The organism is Nocardioides sp. QY071 (assembly GCF_029961765.1).
Lineage (GTDB): Bacteria > Actinomycetota > Actinomycetes > Propionibacteriales > Nocardioidaceae > Nocardioides.
On sequence record NZ_CP124681.1, the window covers coordinates 1109395 to 1126173 of the forward strand.

General features: G+C 73.0%; 14 protein-coding genes. 11 read left to right on the top strand and 3 right to left on the bottom strand.

Features of this window, described 5'->3' with window-relative positions:
* Nucleotides 1–266 precede the first annotated feature (266 nt).
* The 8 genes from QI633_RS05260 to QI633_RS05295 all read left to right on the top strand — a co-directional run bounded on the left by QI633_RS05260 (nucleotide 267) and on the right by QI633_RS05295 (nucleotide 11951).
* Nucleotides 267–1316, top strand: coding sequence for a hypothetical protein (locus QI633_RS05260; protein ID WP_282428332.1), 1050 nt, complete (start codon nucleotides 267–269; stop codon nucleotides 1314–1316).
* A gap of 105 nt (nucleotides 1317–1421) precedes the next feature.
* Entirely contained in the window at nucleotides 1422–3005 is a 1584-nt protein-coding gene (guaA, locus tag QI633_RS05265; RefSeq protein WP_282428333.1) for a glutamine-hydrolyzing GMP synthase, read from the top strand.
* A gap of 71 nt (nucleotides 3006–3076) precedes the next feature.
* Nucleotides 3077–3496, top strand: coding sequence for a hypothetical protein (locus QI633_RS05270; protein WP_282428334.1), 420 nt, complete (start codon nucleotides 3077–3079; stop codon nucleotides 3494–3496).
* A gap of 139 nt (nucleotides 3497–3635) precedes the next feature.
* Nucleotides 3636–6254, top strand: coding sequence for an EAL domain-containing protein (locus QI633_RS05275; RefSeq protein ID WP_160158332.1), 2619 nt, complete (start codon nucleotides 3636–3638; stop codon nucleotides 6252–6254).
* Nucleotides 6251–7138: a DUF1295 domain-containing protein gene (locus QI633_RS05280; protein WP_282428335.1), complete on the top strand. Its 888-nt coding sequence runs from the start codon at nucleotides 6251–6253 to the stop codon at nucleotides 7136–7138. Before QI633_RS05275 ends, QI633_RS05280 begins: the two co-directional genes overlap by 4 nt.
* Nucleotides 7135–8232, top strand: a complete 1098-nt coding sequence (locus QI633_RS05285) for an FAD-dependent oxidoreductase (protein ID WP_282428336.1) — start codon at nucleotides 7135–7137, stop codon at nucleotides 8230–8232. The genes QI633_RS05280 and QI633_RS05285 overlap by 4 nt, the downstream gene beginning before the upstream one ends.
* Before the next feature lie 30 nt (nucleotides 8233–8262).
* On the top strand, nucleotides 8263–9792 hold the full coding sequence (locus tag QI633_RS05290; RefSeq protein WP_282428337.1) for an acyl-CoA synthetase: 1530 nt from the start codon (nucleotides 8263–8265) through the stop codon (nucleotides 9790–9792).
* 65 nt (nucleotides 9793–9857) lie between these two features.
* On the top strand, nucleotides 9858–11951 hold the full coding sequence (locus QI633_RS05295) for a HAMP domain-containing methyl-accepting chemotaxis protein (RefSeq protein ID WP_282429285.1): 2094 nt from the start codon (nucleotides 9858–9860) through the stop codon (nucleotides 11949–11951).
* Nucleotides 11952–12037: 86 nt separating this feature from the next.
* Here QI633_RS05295 and QI633_RS05300 read toward each other — a convergent pair whose 3' ends face one another.
* Entirely contained in the window at nucleotides 12038–12181 is a 144-nt protein-coding gene (locus tag QI633_RS05300) for a GPGG-motif small membrane protein (protein WP_174245237.1), read from the bottom strand.
* A 160-nt stretch (nucleotides 12182–12341) separates the two neighbouring features.
* Between QI633_RS05300 and QI633_RS05305 the strand changes: the two genes are divergently transcribed.
* On the top strand, nucleotides 12342–13562 hold the full coding sequence (locus QI633_RS05305; RefSeq protein ID WP_282428338.1) for an endonuclease/exonuclease/phosphatase family protein: 1221 nt from the start codon (nucleotides 12342–12344) through the stop codon (nucleotides 13560–13562).
* On the opposite strand, the gene QI633_RS05310 is transcribed toward QI633_RS05305, so the two are convergent.
* A complete protein-coding gene (locus QI633_RS05310; RefSeq protein ID WP_141800090.1) occupies nucleotides 13559–14011 on the bottom strand; it encodes a DUF5709 domain-containing protein in 453 nt (150 codons plus the stop codon). The genes QI633_RS05305 and QI633_RS05310 overlap by 4 nt on opposite strands.
* 43 nt (nucleotides 14012–14054) lie before the next feature.
* Here QI633_RS05310 and QI633_RS05315 point away from each other — a divergent pair, with 43 nt between their 5' ends.
* Together QI633_RS05315 and QI633_RS05320 are read left to right on the top strand one after the other, a co-directional pair.
* Nucleotides 14055–14684, top strand: a complete 630-nt coding sequence (locus QI633_RS05315) for a DUF4126 domain-containing protein (RefSeq protein ID WP_222117908.1) — start codon at nucleotides 14055–14057, stop codon at nucleotides 14682–14684.
* On the top strand, nucleotides 14684–15544 hold the full coding sequence (locus tag QI633_RS05320) for an alpha/beta hydrolase (protein ID WP_282428339.1): 861 nt from the start codon (nucleotides 14684–14686) through the stop codon (nucleotides 15542–15544). Before QI633_RS05315 ends, QI633_RS05320 begins: the two co-directional genes overlap by 1 nt.
* A gap of 19 nt (nucleotides 15545–15563) precedes the next feature.
* On the opposite strand, the gene QI633_RS05325 is transcribed toward QI633_RS05320, so the two are convergent.
* Entirely contained in the window at nucleotides 15564–16730 is a 1167-nt protein-coding gene (locus QI633_RS05325) for an ROK family protein (RefSeq protein ID WP_282428340.1), read from the bottom strand.
* Nucleotides 16731–16779: the final 49 nt, after the last annotated feature.

Genomic DNA, 16779 nt, shown 5'->3' on the forward strand with positions numbered 1-16779 from the left:
GAATTCACGCTCCCTCCCGAAGCCCGGGCTCGGTCCAGGCACTGTCCATCAGCTGCGTGGACAATCAGGGCCCGGCCACCCTCCCTCCCCGGCCGGGCCCTGGTGCGTTTTTCGGGGCTGTCCGCGGGGTCGGGTTCTTCCGTCGTACCCGGCATTCGGGTCGATCGGACGGCCCGATGAGGACTCGAATGCCGGGTACGACGCGCGCCGGACGCGTGCCTGTGGAGGGCCGCCGCGGGAGTGCAGGTTCGGAGCACGATGGCGGGGTGTTCCCGCATCCCGTCACCCGCCCCGGCGTCGTCCTGCCCTGCCACGTCGACCCGGCCGGCAGGACCGGACCGACTCCGGGCCAGGCGCGCGGACCGCGGTGGCGGCGGGTCGCGCCCGCTTGGTGCGTCCCGAGTGGGATCGACGGCGGTGCGCTCGAGCAACGGGTGGTCGAGGCGCTCGCCGGGCTGCCGGCGGATGCAGCGGTGACGGGGTGGGCGTCGCTCGGGTGGCGGCGGGAATCGCGCTGGTTCGGAGGGATCGCCGAGGACGGCAGGACCCGACTGGACGTGCCGATCGCCCTCACCACCCGTGGCGCCCGACCGCGGACCGGCGTGGAGCTGACCGAGGACTGGCTGTTCGAGGCCGATGTCGAGGTGATCGACGGCCTGCCGGTCACGCGCGTCGAGCGCGCCGTCGCCTTCGAGGTCTGCCGTGCGACATCCGTGGCCGTCGCAGTCCGCGTGATCGACATGGCCTGCGCCGACGATCTCACCGACCTCGCCGGGTTGCGAAGGTACGCCGGCGGCCTGGTCTCACGGCCCGGCATCTGCACCTTCCGTGACGCACTCGACCTCGCCGACGAGAACGCCTGGTCACCCCAGGAGGTCGGGATGCGCATGGCCTGGCTCCGCCGGCGGCCTCGGGCCGTGCTGCAGACCAACTGTCCGCTGTTCGACCCGGCCGCCCCGAACGGCCGCCACCTGACCACCCCCGACCTGATCGACCTGCGGGCAGGCGTCGTCGGGGAGTACGAGGGTGTCGTACACCTCGCCGACGGGGTTCGCCGCAAGGACCTCGACCGGGACGCGCTCTACCGCGACCTCGACCTCGAGGTCGTCACGATGATGTCCGAGGACCGCCGCGACGTGTCCGCCTTCTTCGCCCGCCTCGACGCGGCCTACCGGCGCGCCGAGAAACGGTCCGACCACCCCCGTCGCTGGACCACGGAGCAGCCCGGGTGGTGGGTCGACACCTCCACTGTCGCCCGGCGCGGGGCCCTGGACGAGCACCAGCGTCGGATCTGGTTGCGGCGCCTGGCCGGCTAGCCCGTCGTACCCGGCAAACCGGTCGTCCCGCCGCGGCGAGTGCGACCCGAATGCCGGGTACGACGCGGGTTCGGGGCCACGCGCCCGCGCCGATACGATTCGCCCATGACGGCCGAGGAGACGCAGCCCGAGCACGACCTGGTCCTGGTGGTGGACTTCGGGGCGCAGTACGCCCAGCTGATCGCCCGCCGCGTGCGCGAGGCGCGGGTCTACTCCGAGATCGTGCCGCACACCATGTCGGTGGCCGAGATGGTCGCCCGCAACCCGAAGGCGATCATCCTGTCCGGCGGCCCGTCGTCGGTCTACGAGGAGGGCGCGCCGGCCGTCGACCCGGCCATCTTCACGGCGGGTCCCTCGGTGTTCGGCATGTGCTACGGCTTCCAGCTGATGGCCGCCCACCTCGGCGGCACGGTTTCGGCGACCGGTGCCCGCGAGTACGGCCGCACCCGCGTTGCGATCCACCACCCCGGCACCCTGCTCAACGGCATCCCGACCGAGCACAACGTGTGGATGTCCCACGGCGACGCCGTCAGCGCGGCCCCCGAGGGCTTCGCCGTGCTCGCGTCGACCGAGGTCACCCCAGTCGCCGCCTTCGAGGACGTCGACCGCGGCCTCGCCGGCGTCCAGTGGCACCCCGAGGTGCTGCACTCCGAGCACGGCCAGAAGATCCTCGAGCACTTCCTGTGGGACATCGCCGGCTGTCGCCAGACCTGGACCATCGGCAACATCGCCGAGGAGCAGATCGCCCGCGTTCGCGACCAGATCGGCCCCGACGGCCGCGCGATCTGCGGCCTGTCCGGCGGCGTCGACTCCGCCGTCGCCGCGGCCATCGTGCAGAAGGCGATCGGTGATCGCCTCACCTGCGTGTACGTCGACCACGGCCTGATGCGCAAGGGTGAGACCGAGCAGATCGAGCGCGACTTCGTCGCCGCGACCGGCGCCAAGCTGGTCATCGTCGACGCCGAGAAGCAGTTCCTCGACGCGCTGGCCGGTGTCTCCGAGCCGGAGGCCAAGCGCAAGGTCATCGGCCGCGAGTTCATCCGCGCCTTCGAGGGCGCCGAGCTCGAGGTGATCAAGGACGCGCCCGAGGGGACCAAGGTCGGCTTCCTGGTCCAGGGCACGCTCTACCCCGACATCGTCGAGTCCGGCGGCGGCGCCGGTACGTCGACCATCAAGTCGCACCACAACGTCGGCGGCCTGCCCGAGGACCTCGAGTTCGAGCTGGTCGAGCCGCTGCGGGAGCTGTTCAAGGACGAGGTCCGCGCCGTCGGTGCCCAGCTCGGCCTGCCGAGCGTCATCGTCCAGCGCCAGCCGTTCCCCGGCCCCGGCCTCGGCATCCGGATCATCGGCGAGGTCAACCGCGAGCGTCTCGACATCCTGCGCGAGGCCGACGCCATCGCCCGCGAGGAGATGACCGCCGCCGGCCTCGACGGCGACATCTGGCAGATGCCCGTCGTACTGCTCGCGGACGTGCGCTCCGTCGGTGTCCAGGGCGACCACCGCACCTACGGCCACCCGGTCGTGCTGCGCCCGGTCACCTCCGAGGACGCCATGACCGCCGACTGGGCGCGGCTGCCCTACGAGGTGCTCGAGAAGATCTCCACCCGGATCACCAACGAGGTCCAGGAGGTCAACCGGGTCACGGTCGACATCACCTCGAAGCCCCCGGGCACCATCGAGTGGGAGTGACCCTCCGGGTCCGCTGACCCGGTTGCCACCGTCGCGTCCGGGTACCTCCCGTGCGCAGCAGGAGGTGTGCCATGGGCGGAGCAGGTCTGCCGTGGATGGTGTTCGGAGCACTCGCCGCCGTGCTCGCCTGCGCCGGGATCCTGGTGATGGTGCCATGGGTCCGCGCGGAGATGGCGCGGGAGGACGAGCTGGCGAGTCGCGACCGCGACGTGCTGGGCTACGAGGTGCCGGAGGGGCAGGACCCGACGGCGATCCTGGCGGCGTTGTCGCTGGCCGGCATCACGGCGGCGCCGGTGCTGAGGCACGGGCGACGGCTGGTGCTGATCGACGAGCGGGGTCGCCGCGACTCCGTCGTACGACGCAAGGCGCGCTCGGTGATCGCGCACGCGCCGCTCAACACGCTGGGGGACCCGGCGCCGCCCCACGCAGTGCGCTTCCTCGACGAGCCGATCGAGCCCGACCAGCCCGACAGGCCCGAGGTGGCGACCTGAGCCGCGGGCGGCTGCTCGGCTCCCGGACGCAAGAGCGGACATTCCGCCGCGCGCGGCCGTGGTGCTTCGTACGATGGGCGGCGGGGAACGGGCCGGCCTTGGGGAGGGGTGTCGCGCGGTTCCCGGGAGTGAGGTCGTCATGGCATCCGGTGCTGCGCAGACACTGACTGCGGAGCGGATCGCGCGCGCCCTGGAGCAGGGGGACGTGGTCGTCCACTACCAGCCCTGCTACGACCTGCGCACCGGGGAGATGGTGGCGGTCGAGGCGCTGGCCCGGCTCTTCGACCGGGAGAGCGGAGAGCTGGTCGAGCCGGCCGGGTTCCTCGAACCACTCGAGGAGTCCGGGCTGGTGGTGCACCTCGACGAGATGGTGCTGGCCGCCGCCGCGACCCAGGTGGCGCAGTGGCGGCGGCTGCCGGCAGGGGAGCGGCTGTGCCTGGCGGTCAACCTGTCGCCGGCCGACCTCGACGACCCGACGCTGCCGCAGCGCTTCCGGGAGGCGACCGAGGCGGCGGGGCTGCCGCTCGACGCGGTGATCGTCGAGCTGACCGAGACCGTGCTCTCGCGGACCGGGCAGGGGCACGAGCAGGTCCTCGCCGAGCTGGCGGCCCTCGGCTGCAACGTCACCCTCGACGACTTCGGCACGGGCAACGCGAGCTTCGACTACCTGCGCCGGTTCCGGGTCGACGGCGTCAAGATCGACCGGTCCTTCGTGCAGTTCCTCGGCTCCGGCGGCCCGCACGAGCGGATGGCCGAGTCGCTGGTGCGGTTCTGCCTCTCGCTCGGCGTCCATGTCGTCGCCGAGGGGATCGAGCGCCCGCAGCACGTCGCGGCCCTGCGCCGGCTCGGCTGCCCGTTCGGGCAGGGCTTCTTGATGAGCCGGCCGCTGGACGCCGACGCGCTGGGCACGCTGCTCCGGGAGAACCGGGTGCCGCCCGGGCTCGTCCACCCCGTCGACCGCGCCGACCTGCCCGCCCTCACCACCGCTCCCGCCACCACCGAGCCCTCGGTCCTCGAGCGGCTGGTGCCCCGCGTGCTCGCCGGCCTGGTCAGCCTGGTGCTCGTGCTGGTGGCTGCGATCGTGGTCATGGGCCGCGCCGACACCGACGCCTCGCTGACCAGCGCCGCCGAGAACCGCCTCGAGGCGATCGACTCCCTCGCGGCCCGCGGGGTCGACCTGCGGCTGGGTGGACTGGCCGACGCCGTGACCGCGTTCAGCCGCAGCGATGCCGTACGACGTGCCGTGGTCACCGGCGACCAGGAGCGCATGGACCTGGCGCTGGAGTCCCTGGGCTCGGCGACGACCGGCGCCTACAACCTCTCCCTGTACGACGCCTCCGGCACGATGCTCGACCTGGCCCCGCCCCAGCCCAGCCCGAACGTGATCGGCCAGAACTTCTCGTTCCGCGAGTGGTACCGGCCCGCGAGCCGGCGTGACAGCGCCTACGTCTCACAGGCCTACCAGCTGATGACCGCGGACCACGCCTGGGCGATCGCCGTCGCGGCCGCCGTACGCGACCCGCAGGGCCAGATCCGCGGGTACGTCGTCGCCACCCTCGCGCTGTCCGGGCTGCAGGCCGAGATGGCCGCCGTCTTCCGCCAGTACGGCGTCGCGGTCACCGTCGTCGACCGGCACGGCACCACGCTCGCGGACTCGGGCGGCCGGGTCGGCGTACGCACCGACGACCCGCGGCTGCTGCGCGGGCGAGCAGCCGACGGCTCGATCGACAGCGCCGGGTCGGGCGACCGGCTCTGGGCGGTCAGCGAGGTCTCCGCGATCGGCGGCTGGCTGCTCGTCGAGCAGGACCGTGAGGCCGCGGTGGGCACTGTCGACGGTGGCACCGACCCGCTGCTCGCCGGCCTCGTGGTCGGGATCGGCTTCGTGCTGGTGCTGCTGTGGCTGGCGACCGACGCCCGCCGCCGACGGCTCAAGGCGGACCTGCGCCGGTCCAACGCCTGGCTGGCCTCGATCCTCGAGGCGACGCCGACGCCGGTGCTGGTCAGCGACGCCGAGGGCCGGGTCCACCAGGCCAACGCCGCCGCCGCCGACCTGCTGGGCGTCCCGGTGCACTCGCTGCGGGGCCAGACCGTCCGCAGCTGGCTGACCACCCGCGACCAGCCGGCGACCGACGGGGGTGCGTTCACCGCGACCGTGGTGACCCGCACCGGCGACGTTCGGCTGGTGGAGGTCCAGGTCCGCGACCTCACCGGGCCCAGCGGCGAGCCCATGCGGCTGCACGCGCTGGTCGACGTCACGCCGCACCGTGAGGAGCAGGACCGGCTGCGCGCCCAGAGCCGGGTCGACCCGCTCACCGGCGTCGCCAACCGGATCGCGTTGCACGAGGCGCTGGCCGCGGCCGCGGCGCCCGGCCGTTCGCCGCACGCCCTGGTGATGTTCGACCTCGACCGGTTCAAGGCGGTCAACGACGACCTCGGGCACGCCGCCGGCGACAGCGTGCTGTGCGCGGTGGCCGACGTGCTGACCGACGCCGTGCAGGCCGACGACACGGTCGCGCGGGTGGGTGGCGACGAGTTCGTGCTCGTCGTACGCCTCGACGAGCGCACCAGCCACACCGTGCTCGCCGAACGGCTGCGCAGCCGCGTGCAGGAGGTCCTCGACGCCCACCCCTTCGCCCTGCACGTCCCGGTCGGCGTCAGCGTCGGGTCCGCCGTGATCGGTCCCGACGGGCGTGACGCCGACGAGCTGCTGCGGCTCGCCGACGTGCGGATGTACGACGCGAAGCGCCGGCGCCGATGAGCCGGGAAGCCTCGCTGACCCGGGTCGGGCTCGCGTACGCCGTCGCGTTCGGCCTCGCCAGCGCCTGGCTGGCGTGGGGCCCGGACACCCGCTGGCTGTGGCTCGACGGGCTCCTCGCCGACGTCCTGGCCACGCTCGTGGTGTTCGTGGCCAGCCGGATCCACCACAACTCCAGCTTCTACGACGCGTACTGGAGCGTGCTGCCGCCGTACCTCGCCCTCTACTGGCTGCTCGCCGCCGAGGTCGCCCTCGACGACGCCCGTGCGTGGCTGGTGCTCGGCGTGATCGTGCTCTGGGCGGTGCGGCTCACCGCCAACTGGGTGCGCACCTTCCCCGGCCTGCACCACGAGGACTGGCGCTACCCGCTGGTCCGCGAGCGCGCCGGGCGCCTCGAGCTGCTCGCCGACCTCGTCGGCATCCACCTGGTGCCGACCTGCCAGGTCTTCCTCGGCATGGTGCCGGTGTACGTCGTGCTCACCCGCGACGGTCCGGGGCTGCGCTGGCTGGACGCGGTCGCCGTCGTCGTCGGCATCGGCGCCGTGCTCCTCGAGCTGGCCGCCGACGCGCAGATGCACCGCTTCGTGCGGGAGCGGGCTCCCGGCCAGGTGATGGACCGCGGCCTGTGGGCCTGGTCGCGCCACCCCAACTACTTCGGCGAGATCTGCTTCTGGTGGATCCTGGCGCTGTTCGGCATCGCCGCCTCGCCCGCCGACTGGTGGTGGCTGCCGGTCGGCGGCGTCGCGATGGTCGCGATGTTCCTCGGCGCCAGCATCCCGATGATGGAGCGGCGCAGTCTCGAGCGACGGCCGTCCTACCAGCAGGTCGTCGACTCGGTGCCGGTCCTGGTGCCGCGCCCGCCGTCGTGGGCCCGGAAGCCCGCGTGACCCGGCCACGGGTGGTCGTCGCCGGCCTGGGCGACAGCGGCCTGCTGACCGCGATCCACCTGGCCCGCGCGGACGTCGACGTCGTCGGCGTCTCCAGCAAGCCGGGCCTGGTGAGCGGGCAGGAGCTCGGCCTGCGCCTGGCCCGCCCGGAGGCGTGGGCGCGCGACTACCGGATCGGCTTCGACCGGTTCCGCCGCCTCGACCGGGCCGAGCTGGTCCATGGCGAGCTGACCGGGCTCGACCTCGCCGGGCGCAGCGTCGCGGTCGGCCCCCGCGCGATCCGGTACGACGTCCTGGTGCTCGCCACCGGCGTCAGCAACGGCTTCTGGCGACTGCCCGGGTTCCAGACCGACGCCGACGTCACCACCGCGCTCGGCGAGAACCACGCACGACTCGCCGCCGCCGAGGCGGTCCTCGTCGTCGGGGGTGGTGCGGCCGCGGTCAGCACCGCGCTCCAGGTCGCGACCCGCTGGCCCGCGGCGACGGTCACCCTCGCGTTCCCGGGGGAGCGGGCGCTGCCCCAGCACCACCCGCGGGTGTGGGACGTCGCGCGGCGCCGGCTCGTCCGCGCCGGGGTCGTGCTGCAGCCGGGCCACCGCGCCGTCGTACCCGACGGGTTCGCCGGCGACGCGATCACCACCGGCCCGGTCGCCTGGTCGACCGGCCAGACCCCGACCGCCGCCGACGCGGTCGTGTGGGCGATCGGCCGGGTCCGGCCCAACACCGCGTGGCTGCCGGCAGGGCTGCTCGACGACGCCGGCTTCGTGCGGGTCGAGCCGACGCTGCGGGTGCCGGGCGCACCGGGTGTCTTCGCGGTCGGCGACGTCGCCGCCACCGACGCCCTGCGCTCCTCGGCGCGCAACCGCGCGGACCGGCTGCTGGCGGCCAACATCCGCGCCCACCTCGCCGACCGCCCGTTGCGCGCCTACCAGCCGCCGCGTCGGCGTTGGGGATCGGTGCTCGGGCCCGAGGCCGACGGGCTGCGGGTGTTCGCGCCGTCGGGACACCCGTTCCGGCTCCCGGCCTGGTCGGTGCACCGCGTGCTGCAGCCGTGGATCGTGCGGCGCGGGATCTACCGCGGCGTCCGCCCTTGACGATGACAGTATTACTGTCAGACTCACGACATGTATCCGGGAACCTGGGCAGCGACCACCCCCGACAAGCCGGCGCTGGTCATGGCCGGCAGTGGCCGGACCCTCACCTACCGCGAGCTCGACGAGCGCAGCCTCCGGCTCGCCCAGCACCTGCGGGCCGCCGGGCTGGCCACCGGTGACGTGGTCGCGATGGTCAGCGACAACCGGCCCGAGACCTACGAGGTCTACTGGGCGGCGCTGCGCTCGGGTCTCTACATCACGGCGGTCAACTCGCACCTGAGTGCCGGCGAGGCGTCGTACATCGTCGAGGACTGCGGCGCGAAGGCGCTCGTGGTCTCCGCAGCGCTCGCCGACACGGTGACCGCGCTCGATGTCGACGTGCCCGTCCGACTCGCCTTCGGCGGCCCGCTCGAGGGGTACGACGACTACGAGGCCGCGCTCACCGCCGCCGGCACCGAGCCGCTGCCCGAGCAGCCCCACGGCGACGACCTGCTCTACTCCAGCGGCACCACCGGCCGGCCGAAGGGGATCAAGCCGCCGCTGCCGCGGATCGCGGTCGACGAGCCGGGCTACCTCTATCCGGCGATGTTCGCGCCGGCGTACGGCTTCGACCAGGACACCGTCTACCTCTCGCCGGCGCCCGTCTACCACGCGGCGCCTCTGCGCTTCGGCGGCGTGATCCACACCGTCGGCGGCACGCTGGTGATGATGGAGCGGTTCGACGCGGAGGCGGCGCTGGCCGCGGTCGAGAAGCACCGCGTCACGCACACCCAGATGGTGCCGACCATGTTCGTGCGACTGCTGAAGCTCGACGACGACGTCCGCCTCGGCTACGACGTCTCGAGCCTGCGCTGCGTCGTGCACGCCGCCGCCCCCTGTCCCGTCGACGTCAAGCGCCGGATGATCGACTGGCTCGGCCCGATCCTCGAGGAGTACTACGCCTCCACCGAGGCCAACGGCGCCACCCGGATCGACTCCGCCACCTGGCTGCAGCACCCCGGCTCGGTGGGGCAGCCGCTGCTCGGCGTCCCGCACGTCGTCGGCGAGGACGGCCGCGACCTGCCTGCCGGCGAGGTCGGCACCATCTACTTCGAGCGCGAGACCCGCACCTTCAGCTACCACAACGACCCCGAGAGGACCCGCGCCACCGAGCACCCCGAGCACCCGAGCTGGACCACGGTCGGCGACCTCGGCTACCTCGACGACGACGGCTTCCTCTACCTCACCGACCGCAAGGCGTTCATGATCATCAGCGGTGGCGTGAACATCTACCCGCAGGAGGTCGAGGATCTCTTCACCCTCCACCCCGCGGTCGCCGACATCGCCGTCATCGGGGTGCCCGACGACGACATGGGGGAGCGGGTCGTGGCCTTCGTGCAGCCCGCGCCCGGCGCCACTGCGGACGACGTGCTCGCGGCCGAGCTGGCGTCGTACGCCCGTGACCGGATCGCGCACTACAAGGTGCCGCGGGAGTTCCTGTTCCGCGACGCGCTCCCGCGCACGCCCACCGGGAAGATGGTCAAGGGCCGGCTGCGCGAGGAGTACGCCGCGCTCGACTGAGCCTGCTTCTTTACTTTTGCCTTCGGAACCGGCGGGCGGCGCCGATGGGGCCCGTCGTGACGACCATGCTCGAACGATCCGCCCCGCTGCTCGCCCGACCCGGACCCACCTCTGCAGGAGCCGAGGTCCAGGCCCCCGACCCGGTGGGCCCGCGGCTGCCGCTGCGCCGGCGGGTGACCCTCGTGCAGAAGCTGTGGGGGATGGTCGGGCTGGGGGTCGTCGTGCTGCTCGTCGTGGGCGCGGTCGCCGCGATCGAGGTCGCCGACGTCCAGAGCCACACCGCCGCGAACCGCACCGGTGCCGCAGTGTCGAGCAAGCTCAACGCCGGCTACCAGGAGTGGCTGCTGCAGCGCGCCGACACCGGTGAGTACGTCGCGACCGTCGCCACCGGCTCCGCGGCCGGCTCCGCCGCCGCGGAGCAGGCTCACTCCTCGGCCGAGAAGCACTACGAGACGGCGCTGGAGAAGTACCGCGGCGGCCTCGACCTGGATGACCAGAAGCTCGCCGCCGACTACCTCACCCGGCTGGCCGACAAGACCACGGAGTACCACTCCTACCTGGAGCGGATCCACGCCGCCGCCCTCGCCGGCGACACCGACCAGATGGTCGCGCTCGCCCTCGAGGCCGAGGGCGGTCCCGCGGCCGCCGTCGACACGCTCTACAACGACGCGGACGACCACGTCGACGCCCTCGTCACCCGCCAGGTCGACGACGTCGAGCACGCCGCGGGCCTGCTGCGGACCCTGCTGCTGACGGTGGCCCTCGTCGGGCTGCTGCTGTTCGTGCTGGCCGGGCTGGCCGTCGTACGGTCGATCGGGGGACCGCTGCGCAAGGTCGTGGCGTCCCTGGCGGCGATCGCAGCCGGCGACCGCAGCCGGCGGGTCGACCACCCCAACGACGACGAGATCGGGGCGATCGCGGTTGCGGTCGACCAGGTGATCGAGGCCCTCGACGCTGCCGACGCCGCGACCCGCCAGGCCGAGGCCGAGCGGCTGGCTCGCGCCGAGGACGAGAAGCGTGCCCTCGAGGAGCGCACCCGGATGGAGCGCGAGGCGGCCGAGGCCGAGTCGCGGCGCGAGCAGGAGCGTCGGGAGGCGCAGCTCGCGGAGGAGAAGCGCGAACGCGAGGTCGCCGAGGAGCGGGCGTCGGTGGAGCGGGGCCGGCTCGAGGAGGAGGCGGCGCGATCGCGGGCCGCGGCCGAGGCAGCGGCCGAGACCGCGACCCGGGTCGAGGTGGTCAAGGACTACCTCGCCACCGTGGCTCGGGGCGACCTGACCAGGGAGCTCGACCTCGCCGGCGACGACAACGTCGGCGTCATGGCACAGTCCGTGCGGGCCCTGGTCGCGTCCCTGCGCAGCAGCATGACCCGGATCGGCGAGACGGCCTCCTCCGTGGCGGCCGCGTCCGAGGAGCTGACCGCCGTCAGCGCCGACATGGGCCGCAGCGCCGACGACGCCTCGGCCCGGATGGGCAGCGTGTCCGCCTCCGCGGCGCAGGTCTCCGGCAGCGTGCAGACCGTCGCCAGCGCTGCCGAGGAGATGAGCGCGAGCATCGCCGAGATCGCCCGCAGTGCGTCGCGGGCCTCGACCGTCGCGGCCGAGGCCGTGCACCGGGCGCGCTCGGCGACCGGCACCGTCGAGGCACTCGGTACGTCGTCCGCCGAGATCGGCCAGGTCATCAAGGTGATCACCTCGATCGCCCAGCAGACCAACCTGCTCGCCCTCAACGCGACCATCGAGGCCGCCCGCGCCGGAGAGGCCGGCAAGGGCTTCGCGGTCGTCGCCAACGAGGTCCGGGACCTCGCCGCCGCGACGGCGAGCGCCACCGACGAGATCGGTCAGCTCATCGAGGCCATCCAGCGCGACAGCGCCGGAGCCGCGTCGGCCATCACCGAGATCGGCGAGGTGATCGCGACGATCAACGAGATCCAGACGACCATCGCCGCGGCCGTCGAGGAGCAGACCGCCACGACCAACGAGATCTCGCGCTCGGTGACCGAGGCCGCGACCGGGACGAACGGCATCGCGACCGACGCGGCCGTGGCCGCCGAGGCCGCTGCCTCCACCCAGGTCGGAGCCGACGGCACCTCGGGTGCCGCCGGCTCACTGGCCGAGCTCGCTGCCGAGCTCGACGGGCTGGTTCGCAAGTTCGCCTGCTGAGCCTGGATTCGCCGACTTGCCGCGTGGCGCGTAGCAGCGGAAGTCGGCGAATCCAGGCCGGGCCCGGGTCGGGCCCAGCGGACTGCTCAGGTGAAGAGACTGACCCCGCCGGGCCCGACGAGCAGCCCGACGACGATCAGCACGATCCCCCAGAGCAGCTCACCGCGGAACAGGCTGAAGATGCCGGAGACCACGAGGATCACCGCCAGGATCCACAAGATGAGTGCCACGATCTTCCCTCCTTCGTCTGGGCCGGTCTGGCCCGGAAGTGAGGTACCCCTCGACGGGATGCGCAGACGGTTCACTCATCCTTCACCGCCGCGATGGGTGCGCAGACGCGGTCCTGCGACCTAGGGTGCCTGCACCTGCACCCCTGCTCGGAGGAACCTCGTGCGACGTACCCCTGCCGTCCTGTCCGCCCTCGCCCTGCTGGCCGGGCTCACCGCGCTCGCCGCGCCCGCCCCGCCGGTCCAGGCGCAGCCCGCGGGGCACCGCGAGCCGGTGCGGTTCGCGACCTTCAACGCCTCGCTCAACCGCAACGCGGAGGGCGACCTGGTCCGCGACCTCTCGACGCGCGACAACCAGCAGGCGCGCAACGTCGCCGAGACGATCCAGCGGGTCGATCCGGACGTCGTGCTGGTCAACGAGTTCGACTACGCGCCCGCCGCGGTCGACCTGTTCCGCGACAACTACCTCGAGGTCTCGCAGAACGGCGCGCGACCCGTCGAGTACCCCTACGCGTTCATCGCGCCGTCCAACACCGGCATCGCGAGCGGCTTCGACCTCAACAACAACGGCCTGGTCGGCGGCGGCGACGACGCCTTCGGGTTCGGGCTGTTCCCTGGGCAGTACGGCCTGGTGGTCTACTCGAAGTACCCGATCGACACCGCTGCCGTTCGCACCTTCCAGACCTTCCTCTGGAAGGACATGCCCGGCGCGCTGCTGCCCGACGACCCGGCGACGCCGGAGCCGGCCGACTGGTACTCGCCCGAGGAGCTCGCGGTCCTCCGGCTCTCCTCGAAGTCGCACTGGGACGTGCCGATCGAGGTCGGCGGGCGCACCGTGCACTTCCTCGTCTCCCACCCGACGCCGCCGACCTTCGACGGTCCCGAGGACCGCAACGGCACCCGCAACCACGACGAGATCCGGTTCTGGGCCGACTACGTCGCCGGCCCGGCCCGCAGCCGCTACCTGTACGACGACGCCGGCCGCCGAGGCGGCCTGCGGCCTGGTTCGAGCTTCGTCATCGCCGGCGACATGAACGCCGACCCGCAGGACGGCGACTCGGTCGACGGTGCCGTGCTGCAGCTCCTCGACCACCCGCAGGTCGACAGCCGGTTCGTGCCCACCTCGGCGGGCGCGCCGGAGGCCGCGCTCCTGCAGGGCGGTGCGAACGCGACGCACACCGGCGACCCGTCGTACGACACGGCGGACTTCGCCGACGGCGCTCCCGGCAACCTGCGCGTCGACTACGTTCTGCCGTCGCGGCGACTGAAGGTGCTCGGCGGCGGGGTCTTCTGGCCGCCCACCACCGACCCGCTGTACCGGCTGACCGGCGCCTTCCCGTTCCCCGCCAGCGACCACCGCATGGTCTGGCTCGACGTGCGTTAGCCGTTCTGGCCGCCCGAGGAGTCCTCGTCGTCGATGACGTGCATGGCCGCCTCCTCGGCGCTCGCGCCGGCGCCGTCGATGCCGACGTCCTCGGCGACCAGGTCCTTCTCCAGGTCGTCGCCGAGACCCTCGTCGGGATCGACCAGCCGGCCTGCGCGCTCGCCGCCGACCTCGGCGTCGGGGTCCTCCGGACCGGTCGGATCCGCCGCCGGGTCGACCTCCGGCTCCTCCTCGGCCAGCCGGTCGTCGAGTGGCTGCGGGTGCGCCTGCTCCCACGGGGTGTTGCCGTAGCGCTGGCCGGCCGAGTACTTCTCGGGCGGGGAGTAGCCGCGGTCCAGCTCGTCGGCCACGTCGTCGTCCGCGAGCGTGTCCTCGGGCTGGAGCTGGGTCTCGTCGTCGACGCTGTAGTCGTCGTACTGCTCCGGATCGTTCGGCTCGTTGGTCGTCATGCGCCTGCGGTACCCCGGGTCCTCCACGTCCTACGCTGTCCGCGTGGAATCACTCGCCCTGGCGTTCTCCTCGGGTTGGGCCAGCGGGATCAACAGCTATCTGGTCGTGCTGGTCCTCGGGCTCGCCGACCGGCTCGGCTCGTTCGACGAGATCCCGGACGTGCTGGCGCGCTGGGACGTGCTCACCGTGGCTGCGCTGATGTACGTCTTCGAGTTCGTCGCCGACAAGATCCCGTACGTCGACTCCGCCTGGGACGTGGTCTCGACCCTGATCCGGCCGGTCGTGGGTGGCGCGGTCGGCGTCCTCATCGCCGGAGACTCGGGCTCGATCAGCGAGCTGCTGGGTGGCAGCGTCGGCGGCGCCAGCGCCCTCGCCGCGCACTCGGTCAAGACCGGCACCCGGATGGCGGTCAACACCGTGCCGGAGCCGTTCAGCAACATCGGGATCAGCATCGGCGAGGACGTCGCGGTGCTGGCCGTGGTCGCCTTCGCGATCGAGCACCCGTACGCCGCCGCGGCGCTCGCCGCGCTCCTCCTGCTCGCCGGGCTGCTGCTGCTCTGGCTGGCCTGGCGGACGGTACGACGCGGCTGGGCCAGGTTCCGCGCGTGGCGGGAGGGGCGGGCGACGGTCGAGCGACCGGCGCGCCGCGCTGGGCCTCGTACGCTCGAATGATGTTCGACCACTTCGTCCTCGAGCACATCGACCTCGGTGAGGTCCGCATCCGCCACCGTCGCGGCGGCACGGGAAGCCCGGTCGTCCTGGTCCACGGATACCCCCGGACCCACGCGACGTGGCACGAGGTCGCGGCGCGCCTCGCCCATCGGCACACCGTCGTGTGCCCGGACCTGCGCGGGTACGGCGGCTCCTCACTGCCGCCCGACGAGCCCGACCACGCACAGTCCAGCAAGAGGGTGATGGCACGCGACATCTGCGAGCTGATGACCCACCTCGGGCACGACCGCTTCGCCGTCGTCGGTCACGACCGGGGTGCCCTGGTGGCGTTCCGCGCGGCGATGGACCACCGCGAACGGATCTCGCACCTCGTGGTCATGGACGGGCTGCCCGTCGTCGAGCACCTCGAGCGCACCGATGCGCGCTTCGCCCAGGCCTGGTGGCACTGGTGGTTCCTCGGCCAGACCGACAAGCCCGCGGAACGGGTCATCGACGCCGACCCCGAGGCGTGGTACCGCACCCCGGCGGCCGAGGCCATGGGGCCGGCCAACCACGCCGACCTGTGGGCGGCCCTGCGCAACCCCGCGGTCGTGCACGGCATGTGCGAGGACTACCGCGCGGGTCTCGGTGTCGACCGGGCCCACGACGAGTCCGACCGGGCGAGCGGTCGCCGAGTCGCGTGCCCGACCCTGCTCCTCGAGTCCGCGCACGACGACCTCGACATCCACGGCGATCCGGCGAGCATCTGGCCGCCGTGGCTGGAGCAGCCGCTGCGTCACCGGGTGATCCCGTCGGGGCACCACCAGGCCGAGGAGGCGCCCGCCGAGGTCGCCGAGGCGCTCCTGGAGTTCCTCGCCTAGGGGCCTGCGGGAGCTCGGGTCAGTCCACGAGCAGCTCGGTCTGCTCGGCCGCGAGCAGGACCGCACCCAGCAGGGACGCCCGCTCGCCGAGCCGGCTCGCGACGACCGGTGTGAGGGCGAGCGTGTCGAGCGCGTGGCGGCGCAGGCCGATCCGGACCGACTCGAGCAACAGGTCACCGGCGCGGGCCATGTCACCACCGATGACGACGACCGAGGGGTTCATCAGGTTCACGACCGCAGCCAGGCCCCAGCCGAGGTGCAGGCCGGCGTCCTCGAGGGCGCGGCGGGCCAGGATGTCGCCGCTCTCGGCGGTCGCGATGATCTCCTCGAGGTCGGCGCCGGGGAGCTGGCCGGCGAGCAGTCCCTGCACGGCCTGCACGGACGTGTAGGTCTCCAGGCAGCCGCGGCTGCCGCAGCGGCACAGCGGGCCCTGCTCGTCGAAGGTGAGGTGCCCGATCTCGCCCGCGCTCCCGGCGGTTCCCTGGAACAGCTCGTTGCGCAAGATGATGCCGGCGCCGACACCGGAGGAGATCTTCACGAACACCGAGCTGTCGGTGCCGCGGCCCTCGCCGATCCGGTGCTCGGCGAGAGCGCCGAGGTTGGCGTCGTTCTCGACGTCGACGGGGGAGCCGAAGGCCGCCGAGCCGGCGGTGCGCGCGTCGACATTGCGCCAGCCGGGGAAGATCGCGGCGCTCTGCACGACACCGTCGGTGACCGGCGCCGGCAGGCCGAGGCCGACGTGGCGCAGGGTCGCGGCCGAGGGCCGGAGCTCGTCGGTCATCGCGACGGCGAGCGCGAGTGCCTCCTCGTGCGGGAACTCCGGGGAGATGGTCCGCCGCTCCTCGGCGAGCACCCGCCCGGTGAGGTCGCCGATCGCGACCGCGAGGTGGCTGTGGCCGAAGTCGACGCCGGCGACGATGCCCGCCCCCTCCGAGAGGCGTACGGCGGAGCCGCGGCGCCCGCTGCCCGCCTCGGTGTCGACCAGCCCGGCCTGCCCGAGGTCCCGCACGATGTTGGACACCGTCGCGCGGGCCAGCCCGGTCGCCCGGGCGATCTCGGCCTGGGTGAAGACCGTGGTCGCCTCGCCGTCGGCGGTCGTGCGCAGCACGTCGAGCACGCGGCGCTGGTTGGCCGCACGCAGCGATGCGGTCGATCCAGGCGCGTGGTCGCTGCGCTCCGACGTCATGGCGTCACTGTGCACGGCTCCGGCGTAATGGTCAAGCAATGACCACAAA

Bases quoted from the DNA above. Each gene is read 5' to 3' on its own strand.
- QI633_RS05270 (WP_282428334.1), top strand. From the start codon at position 3,077: ATGGGCGGAGCAGGTCTGCCGTGGATGGTGTTCGGAGCACTCGCCGCC.
- QI633_RS05310 (WP_141800090.1), bottom strand. From the start codon at position 14,011: ATGACGACCAACGAGCCGAACGATCCGGAGCAGTACGACGACTACAGC.
- QI633_RS05320 (WP_282428339.1), top strand. From the start codon at position 14,684: ATGTTCGACCACTTCGTCCTCGAGCACATCGACCTCGGTGAGGTCCGC.
- QI633_RS05325 (WP_282428340.1), bottom strand. From the start codon at position 16,730: ATGACGTCGGAGCGCAGCGACCACGCGCCTGGATCGACCGCATCGCTG.
- QI633_RS05275 (WP_160158332.1), top strand. From the start codon at position 3,636: ATGGCATCCGGTGCTGCGCAGACACTGACTGCGGAGCGGATCGCGCGC.
- QI633_RS05295 (WP_282429285.1), top strand. From the start codon at position 9,858: ATGCTCGAACGATCCGCCCCGCTGCTCGCCCGACCCGGACCCACCTCT.
- guaA (WP_282428333.1), top strand. From the start codon at position 1,422: ATGACGGCCGAGGAGACGCAGCCCGAGCACGACCTGGTCCTGGTGGTG.
- QI633_RS05280 (WP_282428335.1), top strand. From the start codon at position 6,251: ATGAGCCGGGAAGCCTCGCTGACCCGGGTCGGGCTCGCGTACGCCGTC.
- QI633_RS05290 (WP_282428337.1), top strand. From the start codon at position 8,263: ATGTATCCGGGAACCTGGGCAGCGACCACCCCCGACAAGCCGGCGCTG.